13 protein-coding genes are annotated in these 14,927 nt (G+C 70.3%); 12 read left to right on the top strand and 1 reads right to left on the bottom strand.

What is annotated here, in order from left to right:
* The first annotated feature begins 3 nt into the window (after positions 1-3).
* The 3 genes from dnaK (at position 4) to ACX9TP_RS42875 (ending at position 3,780) form a co-directional block, all read left to right on the top strand.
* Entirely contained in the window at positions 4-1,827 is a 1,824-nt protein-coding gene (gene dnaK / locus ACX9TP_RS42885) for a molecular chaperone DnaK (RefSeq protein WP_482976474.1), read from the top strand.
* Positions 1,828-1,912: 85 nt separating this feature from the next.
* Entirely contained in the window at positions 1,913-2,212 is a 300-nt protein-coding gene (locus ACX9TP_RS42880; RefSeq protein ID WP_482976473.1) for a hypothetical protein, read from the top strand.
* 50 nt (positions 2,213-2,262) lie between these two features.
* A complete protein-coding gene (locus ACX9TP_RS42875; RefSeq protein WP_482976472.1) occupies positions 2,263-3,780 on the top strand; it encodes a serine/threonine-protein kinase in 1,518 nt (505 codons plus the stop codon).
* A gap of 142 nt (positions 3,781-3,922) precedes the next feature.
* Here ACX9TP_RS42875 and ACX9TP_RS42870 read toward each other — a convergent pair whose 3' ends face one another.
* Positions 3,923-4,795 (bottom strand): YsnF/AvaK domain-containing protein, encoded by an 873-nt coding sequence (locus ACX9TP_RS42870; protein WP_482976471.1) that lies wholly within the window; start codon positions 4,793-4,795, stop codon positions 3,923-3,925.
* Positions 4,796-5,143: 348 nt separating this feature from the next.
* Between ACX9TP_RS42870 and ACX9TP_RS42865 the strand changes: the two genes are divergently transcribed.
* The 9 genes from ACX9TP_RS42865 to ACX9TP_RS42825 all read left to right on the top strand — a co-directional run bounded on the left by ACX9TP_RS42865 (position 5,144) and on the right by ACX9TP_RS42825 (position 14,881).
* Positions 5,144-5,617 carry a hypothetical protein gene (locus tag ACX9TP_RS42865; protein WP_482976470.1) on the top strand — a complete coding sequence of 158 codons (474 nt, stop codon included), beginning with the start codon at positions 5,144-5,146 and terminating at the stop codon, positions 5,615-5,617.
* A 36-nt stretch (positions 5,618-5,653) separates the two neighbouring features.
* A complete protein-coding gene (locus ACX9TP_RS42860) occupies positions 5,654-6,364 on the top strand; it encodes a YsnF/AvaK domain-containing protein (RefSeq protein ID WP_482976469.1) in 711 nt (236 codons plus the stop codon).
* Positions 6,365-6,484: 120 nt separating this feature from the next.
* Positions 6,485-7,702, top strand: a complete 1,218-nt coding sequence (locus ACX9TP_RS42855) for an ABC transporter substrate-binding protein (RefSeq protein WP_482976468.1) — start codon at positions 6,485-6,487, stop codon at positions 7,700-7,702.
* Complete coding sequence (locus ACX9TP_RS42850; RefSeq protein WP_482976467.1) at positions 7,702-8,622, top strand: branched-chain amino acid ABC transporter permease; 921 nt, start codon at positions 7,702-7,704, stop codon at positions 8,620-8,622. The genes ACX9TP_RS42855 and ACX9TP_RS42850 overlap by 1 nt, the downstream gene beginning before the upstream one ends.
* Positions 8,622-9,686 (top strand): branched-chain amino acid ABC transporter permease, encoded by a 1,065-nt coding sequence (locus ACX9TP_RS42845; RefSeq protein WP_482976466.1) that lies wholly within the window; start codon positions 8,622-8,624, stop codon positions 9,684-9,686. Before ACX9TP_RS42850 ends, ACX9TP_RS42845 begins: the two co-directional genes overlap by 1 nt.
* Positions 9,683-10,564 (top strand): ABC transporter ATP-binding protein, encoded by an 882-nt coding sequence (locus ACX9TP_RS42840; protein WP_482976465.1) that lies wholly within the window; start codon positions 9,683-9,685, stop codon positions 10,562-10,564. Before ACX9TP_RS42845 ends, ACX9TP_RS42840 begins: the two co-directional genes overlap by 4 nt.
* Positions 10,561-11,316: an ABC transporter ATP-binding protein gene (locus tag ACX9TP_RS42835; protein ID WP_482976464.1), complete on the top strand. Its 756-nt coding sequence runs from the start codon at positions 10,561-10,563 to the stop codon at positions 11,314-11,316. Before ACX9TP_RS42840 ends, ACX9TP_RS42835 begins: the two co-directional genes overlap by 4 nt.
* Before the next feature lie 170 nt (positions 11,317-11,486).
* Positions 11,487-12,251, top strand: a complete 765-nt coding sequence (locus ACX9TP_RS42830) for a hypothetical protein (protein ID WP_482976463.1) — start codon at positions 11,487-11,489, stop codon at positions 12,249-12,251.
* 191 nt (positions 12,252-12,442) lie between these two features.
* Positions 12,443-14,881, top strand: a complete 2,439-nt coding sequence (locus tag ACX9TP_RS42825; protein WP_482976462.1) for a sialidase family protein — start codon at positions 12,443-12,445, stop codon at positions 14,879-14,881.
* Positions 14,882-14,927 lie beyond the last annotated feature (46 nt).

The raw sequence follows: 14,927 nt of genomic DNA, 5'->3' as shown, positions 1-14,927 counted from the left end.
GTCATGGGCAAGGTGATTGGAATCGACCTCGGGACGACCAACTCGTGCGTCTCCGTCATGGAGGGCGGCGAGCCGGTGGTCATCCCCAACAGTGAGGGCAGCCGCACCACGCCTTCCATGGTGGGCTTCACCGACTCCGGCGAGCGCCTCGTGGGGCAGATTGCCAAGCGGCAGGCCATCACCAACCCGGAGAACACCGTCTTCGCGGTGAAGCGCCTCATCGGCCGCAAGTTCGACTCGCCCGAGGCGAAGAAGGCCATCGGCGTCAGCTCCTTCCGGGTGGCCCCCAGCCCCAACGGCGACGCGTGGGTGGAGATTCGCCAGAAGGGCTACAGCCCGCCGGAAATCTCCGCCATCGTCCTGATGAAGATGAAGCAGACGGCGGAGGACTACCTCGGCGAGCCCGTCACCGAGGCCGTCATCACCGTTCCGGCCTACTTCAACGACAGCCAGCGCCAGGCCACCAAGGACGCGGGCCGCATCGCCGGCCTCACCGTCCTGCGCATCATCAACGAGCCCACGGCGGCGGCCCTGGCCTACGGCCTGGACAAGGTGAAGGACGGCGGCACCGAGCGCATCGCCGTCTACGACCTCGGCGGCGGCACGTTCGATATCTCCATCCTGGAGCTCAACGCCGGCGTGTTCGAGGTGAAGAGCACCAACGGCGACACGTTCCTCGGCGGCGAGGACTTCGACCAGCGCCTCATCGACTACCTGGCCAAGCGCTTCGCGGAACAGAACAACGGCCTGGACCTGCGTAGGGACCGCATGGCCCTGCAGCGCCTCAAGGAGGCCGCCGAGCGCGCCAAGCACGAGCTGTCCAGCGCGCCGGAGACGGAGGTCAACCTCCCCTTCATCACCGCCGACGCCAGCGGCCCCAAGCACCTCACCGAGACGGTGGACCGCACCACCTTCGAGGCGCTGGTGGCGGACCTCATCGACCGCACGATTGAGCCGTGCCGCATCGCCCTGAAGGACGCGGGCGTGCCGGCGCAGCAAATCAACCAGGTGCTGCTGGTGGGCGGCATGACGCGCATGCCGCGCGTGCAGCAGAAGGTGAAGGAGTTCTTCGGCAAGGAGCCGCACAAGGGCATCAACCCGGATGAAGTCGTCGCCGTGGGCGCGGCCATCCAGGGCGGCGTGCTCAAGGGCGAGGTGAAGGACGTCCTCCTGCTGGACGTGACGCCCCTGTCGCTGGGCGTCGAGACGGCGGGCGGCGTCTTCACCAAGATCATCGACAAGAACACCACCATCCCCTGCAAGAAGAGCCAGGTGTTCTCCACCGCGGTGGACAACCAGCCGCTGGTGAGCGTGCACGTGCTCCAGGGTGAGCGCGAGATGGCGGCGGACAACAAGACGCTGGCCCGCTTCGAGCTCGTCGGCATCCCCCCGGCGCCGCGCGGCGTGCCGCAGATTGAAGTGTCCTTCGACATCGACGCGAACGGCATCGTCCACGTCAGCGCCAAGGACTTGGGCACCGGCAAGGTCCAGCAGGTGCGCGTGGTGAGCAACTCCGGCCTGTCTGAGGCGGAAATCCAGGGGATGATTACCGACGCCCAGTCGCACGCGGCGGACGACAAGAAGAAGAAGGAGCTGGCGGAGCTGCGCAACAACGCGGACGGGCTCATCTACACGACGGAGAAGAGCCTGGAGGAGTACGCCAGCCTCCTGTCGGAGAAGGACCGCGACGAAATCAAGGCGGACCTGGAGCGGCTCAAGGGCCTGCTCAACACCACCGACGCGGGCGCGCTGAAGGACGCCTTCCAGCGGCTGGAGGGCAGCGCCTACCGCATCGCCGACGCCATCTACACGGGTCAGGCGAGCTGATTCGAGAGCTTCCACCGGGCGCGTGCAATCGCTCGCGCGCCCGGGCGTAGACTGTGGCAACCCCGCGGTCCGCCCGAGGCACCCCATGGAAGATATCGCTGAAGCCGTTACCACCGTCCTCATCGTGACCATGGTGGTGGGCGTCCCCATGATGGGGCTCACCCTCCGCTTCTCGCTCAAGCCGCTGGTGGATGCCTTCATCCGCCTGCGCGAGGCGCAGCTGGGCGTCACCGACACCACGCTGCTGCGCGAGCGCGTGGCCTACCTGGAGCGCGTGCTGGAGGCGCACGGCCTCATGGACGAGCGCAACCTGCTGCCGCCGCGCCAGGGCTCGCCCGAGCGCCTGCCCTCCGTCGCCTCCATGAAGGACCGCGAGCGGGTGTAAGTGTAGTCCGGGGTTACCCGTCTTCCACGCATGGCGCCCGCAGGTGTTGAATGGCGCCCGTGGAATTTCCCTCACTGCAGACGGAAGTCGCCTTCCTGCGCGGCCTGGTGGCCGTGCACCGGATGGCGGACGACATCCTCGAGGACTGCCTGGAGCGCGGGCTGGACCTGGATGCCGGGCTGGACGTGTTCCTCACGCAGTGCGCGCGGATGGTGCATGCGCCCGCGGGCTTCGTGTCCCTGCGGGGCACGCGGGGCCCGGTGCTCACGCGCGTGCTGGGCGACTTGGGCGTGGACGTCTTCGAGGCGGCGCACTGGACGGGGCCGCGCCGGCTGAAGGACGGGCGGATGCTCTTCTGCACCCGGCTGAAGCTGGGGAAGCTGGAGCTGGGGGGCCTGGGGCTGGCGGTGGAGGGCGGCTTCGAGGACGGCGGCGGGCTGGTGATGAAGCTGGTGGAGGCCATCGGCGAGCAGCTCGACACCGCGGTGCTGGGCTTCCTGGCGCTCACCGACGGGCGCAACGCGCTGGAGCGGCTGGACGAGCTGGCCCTGGACGACACGCCCGCGCCGCGCGGCCGCATTGGCAAGTATGAGGTGGTGACGCCGCTGGGCACCGGCGGCATGGCGCAGGTGCTGGTGGCGCGGGCGCGCGGGCCGGAGGGGCTGGGCCGGCTGGTGGCGCTCAAGCGCATCCTGCCGCACCTCACCGCGGACCCCTCCATCATCCAGCAGTTCCTGGACGAGGCGCGCATCGGCCTGCGGCTGTCGCACCCCAACCTCGTCCACGTCTATGACTTCGGCGAGGCGCAGGGCGCCTACTACATCGCCATGGAGCTGGTGCGGGGCGTGGACCTGGACCGGCTCATCCGCGCGCTCAAGGGTCCGCTGGAGCCGGCGCACGCGGTGGCGGTGGTGGTGCAGGCGCTGCAAGGGCTGCAGGCGGCGCACGGCTTGAGGGGCGAGGACGGCGCGCCGCTGCAGCTCGTGCACCGGGACTTGTCCCCGCACAACCTGATGGTGGGGTTCGACGGGCGGGTGAAGGTGCTGGACTTCGGCGTGGCGAAGGCGCGCGCCCAGCGCACGGTGACGCTGCCGGGAATCGTGAAGGGCAAGCCGCTCTACATGTCGCCGGAGCAGGCACGGGGCCAGCGGCTGGATGCGCGCAGCGACTTGTTCGCCATGGGCCTCATCCTCTACGAGGCGCTCACCGGGCGCCGCGCGTTCGACCGCGGGGACGAGCTGGCCTCCATGCAGGCCATCTGCGACGAGCGGCTGCCCCGGCCGGACTCGCTCCCGCGCCCCCTGTGGGACGTGCTGGAGCTGGCGCTGGCCAAGCGGCCCGAGGCGCGCTTCGGCAGCGCCCAGGAGATGGCGGACCGGCTGTCGGACGTGTGCCGCCCGGCGAAGGACGTGGAGCTGTCGCGGCTCACCTCGAAGCACTTCCCGGACCGGCTGCGCGAGTTCAACCGCATGGACCGGACGGAGGCGGCCGGAAGGCCCGGCGTGCCGGTGGCCGACGGGAACGAGGAGACGCACGTGCGCCCTGCGCCCCGCAGGCCCGAGCGCTGACGCGCGGGCACCTTTCCGGATGTGGAAACGCCCCCGCCTCCTTCCTTCCGGGAGGCGTGGGGGCCGATTCAGGACTCGACGCCGGAGCCCGTGGCGCCGCTCGGGGGGCGGGGTCCCCCGGGGGCCAGGGCCTGGCGCCGGCTCAATAGCCGCGCTTCAGCGGGTCATCGCTGGGCGACTCCAGGGAGCGCGCGCCCTCCACGTCCCCGTCGGTGCGGATGCTGACGTCCTCGCGGCGCACGCTCTCCGCGACGCGGCGCTCCTCCTCGATGGAGTCCTTGTGGATGACGACCTCCTCGTCCACCACGGCGCGCTTCTGGACCTCGACCTCCTCGGCGCGCAGCGGGACCACGACGGTCTCCTCCTGGAAGGAGGCATTCATCGCTGGGCGGTCCGGACTCACGTCGCGGCGCTCCACGCGCACGCGCTCGCGGCGCACCGGCACGTCCACCACCTTCTCCTCCTCGATGACGTCCTTCTTCACGCGCACCTCGCCAGCCTGCGTCTCGCGCTTGAGGACGTCCAGTTCCTCCTTGTGCACGGGGATGGCGATGTCCTCCGTGCGGCCCGTCACGGTGCGCTCGTTGCCCAGGCCCACGCGCGTGTCGCTGCCCAGCCCGCTGCCCGCCATCGAGACGTCCCGCTCTCCCAGGCCGCGCGTGTCCGCGCCCATGCCCAGGCCCGTCGTGGTGCTGCTGTAGCCTGTCGCCGAGCGCTCGGCCGGCATGCCCACTGCGCCGGGGCCCACACCCGCGCCGCCGCCCAGGCCCGCCGTCGTGGCGTAGCGGTTGTCGTCGCGCGACAGGGTGCTCAGCGCTTCCTTGCCGTGGTTGAGGATGATTTCACCGGCCCGGATGTCGCTGATTTCGGAATACCGGACGAGATAGTCCTTCGGGAAGAAGAGTCCCTTCTCGATATGGAACTCACCGTCTCCCACGGCGAACACCTTGCCGAGCTTCTCGCCGTCGACGCTGCGGACGACCATTCCTTCTCTCACATCGGTACGCTGGAACATGGCTGGCTCCTTGTAACCAGGGTGGGGTGTGCCGGGGCGGGACGCCCCCTTGGGCCCTGGTGATTGCCTGCCTCGTGCGCCTGCACGAGGCCTCGGGTGTCTTGCGCCCCGGACTTCATCGGGAAGGTGGGAGCGAGTGCGCCAAACGACAGTGGACGGGCAGTGTGGCTAGAGGGCTTGGCCACGTGCCTGCCCGCCCGAACGCGGGCATGGTCCCTCGCTCCCCCTGAGGGCGAGGAGCACGACGGCAGGCAGGCTTCGTCCCGGAGGGGTTTCCTCCGGGTGACGGACCACCCCACCTTCGTACGCGCGCCCTGAAGGCGCCGAGTGCCCACGCGGGAGACCTTGATGAGCACCAGGCAGGAGAGCACGCGGCGGGGACACTGGAGCGGGCTGTTGCTGAGCGGCACGGCGGCGGGCCTGGGGGCCCCCCTCATGCTGCGCGGCCTGCGCCACTTCCTCCATCTGGGCCGGGGCGACGCCCCCTCCAGCATGGGCTGGACCGCGGGGCTGCTGGGCGCGCTGGTGGCAGGCGGGCTTGCGCGCCGCCGGCTCCACTCCCGCGCTGGAGCGGCGCGGCACGAGGCTTCAGACGCGGTGCGCACCGGCGCGGCGCTGGAAGAGGAGGACGCGGACGGGCTGATGGCGGACCGGCGCCGGGAGGCCCGCAGGCGGCGCCTGGCGGCGCTGGAGCTTCACGCGTCGGCCCCCGCGGAGGCGTCCGGGCACGACGTGCGCCGGGCAGTGGAGCGAGGCCCCCGTCGCGGACCCAGCGGCAGGGAACAATCCTGGCATGAGTCCCTGGCGCCCACCTCCGGGTGAGCGCCAGGCGTTGCCGGACTTCGAGAGGAGCGGCGGATGCGCACGGACGTAAAGGAAGGCATGCGGGTCTTCACGGCGGACGGCGTGAAGCTGGGCAGTGTGGTGGGCTGCGGCGAGGACACCTTCGTCTTCGAGGGCGGGCTGCTCCGCGCGCGGGACTACATGGCGCGCTACGGGGACGTGGTGACGGTGCGCGACGGGGAGGTGTACCTGGGCCTCACGCGGGACGAGGTGTCGCCCGGGCCCATCAGCCGCGCCGAGCTGGAGGCCCACCGTCCGGAGTCGCGAGTCGCCGAGAAGCTCGGGGCGACGCAGGACCTCGTCATCCCGCTGGCCCACGAGGAGGCCGTCCCCCGCGTCGTGGCGCACGAGGTGGGACACCTGCGCGTCCACAAGGTGGTGCGCACGGAGGTGAAGCACTTCTCCATCCCCGTGCGGCGCGAGGAACTGGTGGTGGAGCGCATCCAGGCCGACGACGTGGAGGGCGGGGCGGGGCCCCGGGCGGCGGAGCGGGGGACGGTGCCGGGCGGGCTGGCGCCCTTCGAGGAAGCCACCTTCGTCATCCCCCTCCACGAGGAGCAGGTGGAGTTCACCAAGACGGCCCGCGTCTGGCAGGAGGTCACCATCGCCAGGACGACCCAGGAGGAGCTGCGCCAAGTGCACACCACCGTTCGCCGGGAGACAGCCCGGGTGGAGGCGCAGGGGGAGGTGCTCCACGACGGCCCGTTGGACGGGCTGCACTCCTGACTGACGCACCGCACGCAGCGTGTGGGAGCGGGGCGGCTTGGCTGCGAGCTTGACCCATGGAGAGGGCTCCCCTAGAAAACCGGGGCTTTGCCGTCATCCCCCCTTGGAGGGAAGCCCCGCATGCGACGCCTTGCCCCGATGCTGCTCGCCGCGCTCGCCGTCCTGGCGGCCGCCTGCGAGAAGAAGACGCAGCCCGCCCCGTCCGGAGAGGGAGGCGCGCAGACCGCGCAGCAGGGACAGCCCGCCGCCCCCGGTGGCGAGACGCCCACGCCCGCGGGCTCGGATGTCATCCTCCTGGGCCAGGTGGGCGCGCTCACCGGCGGCCAGGCCACCTTCGGCATCTCCACGCGCAACGGCATCGAGATGGCCATCAAGGAGGCCAACGCCGCGGGCGGCGTGAATGGCAAGAAGCTGGCCATCCGCGTCTACGACAACCAGAGCAAGCCCGAGGAGGCCGCGCAGGCCGCCACCCGCCTGATTACGCAGGACAAGGTGGTGCTCATCCTCGGCGACGTGGCCTCGTCCAACTCGCTGGCCATGGCGGAGAAGGCGCAGGCGGCGGGCGTGCCCATGATTACGCCTTCCTCCACCAACACCACCGTCACGCAGAAGGGTGACTACATCTTCCGCGTCTGCTTCATCGACCCGTTCCAGGGCTATGTGATGGCGAAGTTCGCCCGGGAGAATCTGAAGCTGGGCAAGGTGGCGGTGCTCCAGGACAACAAGAGCGCCTACTCCATCGACCTGTCGGACGTCTTCACGCGCAAGTTCACGGAGATGGGCGGCAAGGTCGCCACCACGGAGAGCTACAGCCAGGGCGACACGGACTACCGCGCGCAGCTCACCGCCATCCGCAAGACGCAGCCGGACGGCATCTACGTGCCGGGCTACTACAGCGAGGTGGGCATCGTCGCCCGCCAGGCGCGCGAGGTGGGCCTCAAGGTTCCGCTGATGGGCGGCGACGGCTGGGACTCCGAGAAGCTCTTCGAGCTGGGCGGCAGCGCCATCCAGGGCAGCTACTTCTCCAACCACTACTCGCCGGACAACCCGGACCCGCGCGTGCAGAAGTTCATCTCCGACTACAAGGCCGCCTACGGCGCCGTGCCGGACGCGCTGGCGGCGCTGGGCTACGACGCGGCCCGCGTGGCGATTGAGGCCCTCAAGCGCGCGAAGGACACGAGCGGCCCGGCCGTGCGCGACGCCATCGCCCAGACGAAGAACTTCCCGGGCGTGGCGGGCACCATCACCCTGGACGACAAGCGCAACGCCGTGAAGTCCGCCGTCGTCCTCAAGGTCGGGGACGGCAAGACCGAGTACGTCACCACCGTCAATCCCTAATGGCGCAGCTCCTCCAGCATCTCATCAACGGTCTGGCCGCCGGCACCATCTACGCGCTCGTCGCGCTCGGCTACACGATGGTGTACGGCGTCCTCAAGCTCATCAACTTCGCCCATGGCGACGTCATGATGGTCGGCGTCTACATGGGCTATGCCACCGCGTTCGCCCTCGGGCGCGAGGTGCGCGGCTCCCTGCTGGGCGTGGCGCTCATCTTCGCCGTGGCCATGCTGGGCTGCGCGCTGCTCGGCTTCATCATCGAGCGGTTCGCGTACCGGCCGCTGCGCGAGAAGCCCCGGCTGACGGCGCTCATCACCGCCATCGGCATCTCCTTCGCGCTCTCGTACGGCTTCCAGCTCGACATCGGCTTTTTGCCCGGCGCGTCCCCGCGCGCCTTCCCGGAGGTCATCGAGCCGAAGGAGTGGATTGTCATCGGCGACCGCGACGTCGTCGTCTGGAACTGGCAGGTCATCAGCTTCCTCATCGCCGTGGCGCTGATGGTGGGCCTGCAGTACCTCGTGTTCCGCACGCGCTTCGGCCGGGCGATGCGCGCGGTGTCCTGGGACCACCGCGTGGCGGCGCTGATGGGCATCCCCACCGACCGCGTGATTGCGCTGACGTTCATGCTCAGCAGCGCGCTGGCGGCGGGCGCGGGCCTGCTCTACGCCATCAAGGACACGTCGGTGAGCCCGCTGATGGGGCTGTACGTGGGCCTCAAGGCCTTCGTGGCGGCGGTGATTGGCGGCATCGGCCACGTGCCGGGCGCGGTGGTGGGCGCCCTGGTGCTGGGGCTGGTGGAGGAGTTCGTCGTGGGCTACGCGGCCAGCACCTGGCGTGACGCGGTGGCCTTCGGCTTCCTCATCCTGGTGCTGCTCGTGAAGCCGGGCGGCCTGTTCGGCCGCGTCGCGGCGGAGAAGGTCTGATGGAGACCCCCGCGCTTCCGGTGCCCGAGGCCCGCTCGGCCGTTCCGCCCTCGCTGCGCGGCCTGTTCCCCGTGCTGGTGGCGCTGCCGGTGCTGGCGCTGTTCCAGTGGGTGACCAACGAGTCCCCCTTCGCCGTCTATCTGCTGTCGGTGATGGGGGTGAACATCATCCTCGCGGTGAGCCTCAACATCGTGAACGGCATGACGGGCCAGTTCTCCATCGGCCATGCGGGCTTCATGGCGGTGGGGGCGTACATCTCCGGCGTGCTGTCGCTGAGCCTCAAGGAGGTGGCGCTGTCCTTCCTCCCGGTGGCGGCCAGCGACCAGGTGCTCTTCACGGTGGCGCTCCTGGCGGGCGGACTGGCCGCGGCGGCCTGCGGCTTCCTGGTGGGCCTGCCCTCGCTGCGCCTGCGCGGCGACTACCTGGCGATTGTGACGCTGGGCTTCGGTGAAATCATCCGCGTGGTGGTGCAGAACACGGACGCGTTCGGCCGCGCGCTGGGCCTGTCCGGCATCCCCCAGTACTCCAGCCCGTACATGGTCTACTTCTGGGTCTTCCTCACGGTGCTGGTGGCGCGGCGCATCGCCGGCAGCAGCCACGGCCGCAGCCTGTGGGCCATCCGCGAGGATGAAGTCGCCGCCGAGGCCATGGGCGTGGACACCACCGGCTACAAGGTCCGCTCGTTCGTCATCTCGTCGTTCTTCGCGGGCATCGCCGGCGGGCTGTTCGCGCACTTCGTGCCCATCATCAACCCCGGCTCCTTCACCTTCGTGAAGTCGATGGAAATCGTCGTCATGGTGGTGCTGGGGGGCCTGGGCTCCACCACGGGCGCCATCGTCGCGGCCATCTTCCTCACGCTGCTGCCAGAGGGCCTGCGCTCGGCGTTCAACCTGCTGGGCACGGAGAGCACGCTGGCGCAGAAGGTGGACCAGATTCGCATGCCCATCTACGGCCTGCTGCTGGTGGTGCTGATGCTGTCGCGGCCGCAGGGCCTGTTCGGCACCCGGGAACTCTGGGACGTGCTGCCGCGGTGGATTCCGCGCCGGCGCAGGGGGCTGTCGTGAGCGCGGCGGTGCAGGCGAATCAGGACTCCCGGGCCCCGCTGCTCCAGGCGGACGGGGTGAGCATCCAGTTCGGCGGCCTCAAGGCGCTGACGGACTTCTCCCTCACCGTGCGCCAGGGGGACTTGCTGGGCCTCATCGGTCCCAACGGCGCGGGCAAGTCCACCGCGTTCAACGTGCTCACCGGCGTGTACCAGCCCACCCGCGGCGAGGTGCGCGTGGCGGGGCAGCGGGTGAACGGGCGCAAGCCGCATCAAATCAACCACCTGGGCCTGGCGCGCACCTTCCAGAACATCCGCCTGTTCCGCGCCCTCACCGCGCTGGACAACGTGAAGGTGGCGTGTCGGGCGCAGGGCGCGCTGCACCCGCATGAGCTGGGCGCGGGCGCGAAGGTCCGCAACGCGCTCGTCAACTACCGCGACTGGTGGCGGGCGCTGCTGCTCACCCCGCACTTCCAGGCGGAGGAGCGGGAGCTGACGCGGCAGGCGGAGCACCTCCTGGACGTCATGGGTCTGTCGCACCGCCGCGACGAGGAGGCGCGCAACCTGCCCTACGGCGAGCAGCGCCGGCTGGAGATTGCGCGCGCGCTGGGCACCAAGCCCCGGGTGCTGCTCCTGGACGAGCCCGCCGCGGGCATGAACACCCGCGAGAAGGCGGACCTGATGGTGCTCATCCGCAAGCTGCGCGACGACTTCCAGCTCGGCGTGCTGGTCATCGAGCACGACATGAAGCTGGTCATGGGCATCTGCGAGCAGATTACGGTGCTGGACCACGGCGAGACGATTTCCCGGGGCGCTCCGGCGGAGGTGCGCGGCGACCGGAAGGTCATCGAGGCGTACCTGGGCGACAGCTACCTGGAGAGCCACGGAGGGGCGGCGTGAGCGAGGCTCCGGTGAAGACGCTGGGCGAGCGCCGGGCCTTCCCGCCGCTCCTGGCGGTGGAAGGCATCAAGGTGCACTACGGCGCCATCCAGGCGCTCAAGGGCGTGTCGCTGACGGTGGGCAAGGGCGAGGTGGTGGCCCTCATCGGCGCCAACGGCGCGGGCAAGACGAGCACCCTGCGCGCGGTGAGCGGCATGCTCAAGCCCAGCGCGGGGCGGATTACGCTCGAGGGCAAGGACACCACGTCCCTCAAGGCGCACCAGCTGGTGCCGCGCGGCATGGCGCACGCGCCGGAAGGGCGGGGCGTGTTCCCCAACCTCACCGTGCTGGAGAACCTGGAGCTGGGCGCGTACCTGCGCAAGGACGCGGACGGCATCCAGCAGGACCTGGAGAAGGGCTTCACGCTCTTCCCGGTGCTCAAGGAGCGCCGCAAGCAGCTGGCGGGCACGCTGTCCGGCGGCGAGCAGCAGATGCTCGCCATCGCCCGCGCGCTCCTGAGCCGGCCCCAGCTGCTGCTCCTGGACGAGCCCTCGCTGGGCCTGGCGCCGCAGGTGACGGAGACCATCTTCCGCACCCTGCGCGAGGTGAACGCCACCGGCGTGAGCGTGCTGCTGGTGGAGCAGAACGCGCACCTCGCGCTCAACTGTGCCCACTACGGCTACGTGCTGGAGACGGGCGAGGTGGCGATGTCCGGCCCCGGCAAGTCGCTGTTGGAGAGCCCCGAGGTCCGCCGCGCCTATCTGGGCGAGTAGCGGAAAGGGCGCGCGCAGGGGGGACTCCTTACGTCCTCCCGCTGACGCTCCCCGGCTTTTGAAGTCGAATTGAAACTGGCAAGCCCCCGAATCTCGGGTAGTCAGCAGGCAAGCAGTTCGTCTAGCGTCCGAAGACGCACCGCGTTCAACCACAATTAGGAAGCGTGCCCATGCCTTCGTTGTCCCGCCTCCTCGCCGCCGTTGCCACAATCGCGCTGATTGCCGCCGCGTGCGCCGGTCAGCAGAAGACCGACAACCAGCAAGCCTCCTCGACGATTGAGGAGATTCCCAACGAGGGCGGCGACAACTCTGCCCCTCCGGTCGACGCCGCGCCGCCGCTGGTCACCGTGAATGCGGAGGAGGGCTTCTCCGTGAAGATGCCCGGCCAGCCGCAGGTGCAGCGGCAGAAGGTCACCATTCCGGCGGGCGAGGTGGCCACGGCCGCGTACTCGCTCCAGACTCCGGAAGGCGTCATCTTCTCCGTCAGCATCGCGGACTACCCGGAGAAGGTCGTCGCCGCGCGTCCCCCGGAGGCCTTCCTCAACGAGGGCCGTGACGGCCTCAACAACCAGCTCAAGGGCACCGTCAGCAACGAGCAGGAAGTCACTGTCGACGGCTACCCCGGCAAGTCCTACACGGTGTCCTCGCCCAACGGCGAGGTGAAGGCGCGCAACTACCTGGTGGGCCCGCGCCTCTACACCATGCTCGTCCTCTACAACCCGAGCATCGGCGCGCCGGGCTCGGATGACTTCCTCGGCTCGCTGGCGCTCGTCAACCCGCCGCCCCCGGTGCAGCGCGCCGGTGCGGCTGGCGCGGACGGCGGCACGGCCGACGGCGGCATGATGTCCGACGGCGGCATGGGCATGGAGACGGCGGCCGACGCGGGCACCACCGCTCCGGACGCGGGCACCACCCGCCGCCGCCGCACGAAGTAGGCTCGAGCCTCCTGGCACGCTCCCTCACGGGGGAGCGTGCGCCAGGTGCGCTCCCACGAGGAATCGTGGTCCGGGCGGCAGGCAGCCTGGCAGGCTCCGACTGGGGGGCCATGTGGTTGTATGGGGCTGGTTTCCTTCCCTGTATCCCAGCCCTAGCTTCCCCTCCGAGACGTACGGGGAGGGGGACAAGAATGACGGGGCTGGCAGGTGCCCTGCTTGCCGCGGTGCTCGCGGCAGGTGGGACGTCGCTGGTTCCGGTGAGCGGGGGCAATGCCCTCACGCTCCCGGCACAGCGCCATATTGTTCGAATCGAGACAGGCTCAGGGCGTCCTCCCACGTGGCTGGTGGCCATCCAGCACGGGGGCCGGGACGGTAGGGGGCTGGTGCTGTACCGCTCCGAGGACGGGCTTCGCTCGCTCCGGCGTGTGGCGGACATCCAGTCGGACCCGACGCACAGGGACAGGGCGGAGCTGCTCGCGGTGGGGCGGGACGTGGCCCTCGTGTACTCGTTCGAGGACCCCACGCTGGCACCCTCGCGGCGGCATGACGTGTACTTCCAGTGGTGGCGCTACCAGTCCGGCTCGGACACGTGGACGCCGCAGCCGGCGGTGCGCGTGCTGGACACGCCGGACGACAACACGGGCTTCTCGCGGGCGCTGCTGGCGAGGGACTCGCGCGGGCGGCTCTGGGTGCAGGCCTTCCGGCTGGAGCGGGACGGCACCTCCACCGCGGTGGTGTCGGTGTCCACGGACGGCGGTGCCACCTTCACGCGGCAGCCGGACCTGGGGAGGGTGAAGCGCCGGGGCGGCGGGCGGCTGTTGAGCGTGGGGTCGAAGCTCGTCTTCTTCTACGCCATGCACGACGGCTTCGAGCCCACGCGCATGCGCATCCGCAACGACTCGGACCCGCTGGACACGTGGGGCTCGGTGCGCGACGCGTTCTCCGACGGCATCTACCACGGTGCGGCGTTGAGCGCGGTGGAGGACGGGAAGGGCGGCATCGACCTCGTCTACAAGGACGAGACGGAGAGGCTCTACTACCGGCACTTCGACGGCACGTCCTTCGGGCCGCGCACCCTGGTGGAGGGCACGTCGGACTGGGCCATGCAGGCGGCCACCACGCGCATCGGTGACACGCTGTATGTCTTCTACAACCGCATGCGCGTGCTGAACGAGCACTACGAGCTGCGCGTGCGCGTGCTGAAGGACGGCAGCTTCGGCAGCGCGGTGACGCTCGACGGGGACGAGACGTTCAAGGGCTACCTCAACGCGGTGGACGTGCTGCCCGCGGACAGCACGGAGGTGCCGTGTCTCTACGGCGAGGCGTCCGATGCCAGCAGTTGGGGCACGGTGTCCCGCGTGGCGCTCTCCGTCACGCCGCAGCCGGTGCCGGATGGCGGGACGGATGGTGGCACTCCGCCGCCGGATGGTGGCACCGGGACGGATGGTGGGACGCCGGGCACGGACGGAGGCACTCCAGGCACCGACGGAGGCACGAGCACCGACGGAGGCACGAGCACCGACGGAGGCACGCCGGGCACGGACGGCGGTACGAGCACCGACGGAGGCACGCCGGGCACTGACGGAGGCACGAGCACCGACGGAGGCACGTCAGGCCCCATCACCCTGGAGCCCGTGTACACGAACACCACGCACGAGGTGCTCGCGGTGGACGGTGCGGGCACGGTGTACGCGCTGGCGCTCGACGGGAGCCGCTCGAACCTGGTGGCGAGCACGGACGGCGGGCGCACCTTCACGGCGCGCGGGCAGAACGGGGGCAACCTCTGGGTGATGGCCGCGATGAAGAACGGCACGCTGCTCGCCGTGGCGAGCCGCAGCGGCGCCTACCAGCTCCAGCGCTCGACGGACGGCGGGCGCACGTGGGGCAACGCGGTGAGCCTGGGCAACTACCGCGCCTACGGCCCGCACAGCTTCGCGGAGCTGGGAAGCACCTGGTTCTTCCTCGAGTACCAGACTGTCACCTCGTCCAACACGCCGATAAGGCTGTGGGCCAGCAGCGACGGTGGGGCCACCTGGGCGGTGCGCTCCACGCTCACCGCGCACCGGCATGGCTACTCGCTCTTCGTGGACACGACGACGGGCGCGCTGTGGGCCACGATGGGGAGCAGCAACGCGCAGACGGCGGTGCTCCGCTCCACGGATGGCGGGCGGAACTGGACGGTGATTTACAGCGGGTACGCGGCGAATGGCGTGGCGGGCGCGGTGCAGGCGGACGGCTCGCTGCTGCTGGGCCAGTCCACGCTGTACGAGCCCGAGCACCCGAAGCTGCTGCGCCTCTTCCCGAGTGGCCGCGTGGACGCGCTGCTGGAGCTGCCCGGTCCCGCCTACTCACTCATGGCCGTGCCAGGGGGGGGCTGGGCCATGGGCACGGGCTGGGCGAGCGCGGGAGACGTCCAGGCACCGGGTGACGTGTACGCCCGCCTCTTCACGAGCGGGGACGGGGTGACGTGGCGCGAGGTGCTGCGCTACGAGCGGCTGAGCAGCACGGCCTTCGCGCAGGCGGACGTGTGGGGCGTGCTGCCCTCGGGTGAGCTGGTGGTACGGATGGACAACGTGCGCGGCTTCGGCACGTCCGGCCGCGGCTTCCAGGTGCTGGGAGTGAAGCGCTGAGCAGGCAGTTGGGTTACACCTCCTGGCGCGCGGTGGCCGCCGCACC

It is taken from the genome of Pyxidicoccus sp. M15, from assembly GCF_056858435.1.
Note: the sequence above shows the minus strand (reverse complement) of the source record. Positions and strands in the feature narration are given on the sequence as shown.

Bases quoted from the DNA above. Each gene is read 5' to 3' on its own strand.
- ACX9TP_RS42855 (WP_482976468.1), top strand. From the start codon at position 6,485: ATGCGACGCCTTGCCCCGATGCTGCTCGCCGCGCTCGCCGTCCTGGCG.
- ACX9TP_RS42845 (WP_482976466.1), top strand. From the start codon at position 8,622: ATGGAGACCCCCGCGCTTCCGGTGCCCGAGGCCCGCTCGGCCGTTCCG.
- ACX9TP_RS42880 (WP_482976473.1), top strand. From the start codon at position 1,913: ATGGAAGATATCGCTGAAGCCGTTACCACCGTCCTCATCGTGACCATG.
- ACX9TP_RS42865 (WP_482976470.1), top strand. From the start codon at position 5,144: ATGAGCACCAGGCAGGAGAGCACGCGGCGGGGACACTGGAGCGGGCTG.
- ACX9TP_RS42860 (WP_482976469.1), top strand. From the start codon at position 5,654: ATGCGCACGGACGTAAAGGAAGGCATGCGGGTCTTCACGGCGGACGGC.
- ACX9TP_RS42850 (WP_482976467.1), top strand. From the start codon at position 7,702: ATGGCGCAGCTCCTCCAGCATCTCATCAACGGTCTGGCCGCCGGCACC.
- ACX9TP_RS42875 (WP_482976472.1), top strand. From the start codon at position 2,263: ATGGCGCCCGTGGAATTTCCCTCACTGCAGACGGAAGTCGCCTTCCTG.
- ACX9TP_RS42870 (WP_482976471.1), bottom strand. From the start codon at position 4,795: ATGTTCCAGCGTACCGATGTGAGAGAAGGAATGGTCGTCCGCAGCGTC.
- ACX9TP_RS42830 (WP_482976463.1), top strand. From the start codon at position 11,487: ATGCCTTCGTTGTCCCGCCTCCTCGCCGCCGTTGCCACAATCGCGCTG.
- dnaK (WP_482976474.1), top strand. From the start codon at position 4: ATGGGCAAGGTGATTGGAATCGACCTCGGGACGACCAACTCGTGCGTC.
- ACX9TP_RS42825 (WP_482976462.1), top strand. From the start codon at position 12,443: ATGACGGGGCTGGCAGGTGCCCTGCTTGCCGCGGTGCTCGCGGCAGGT.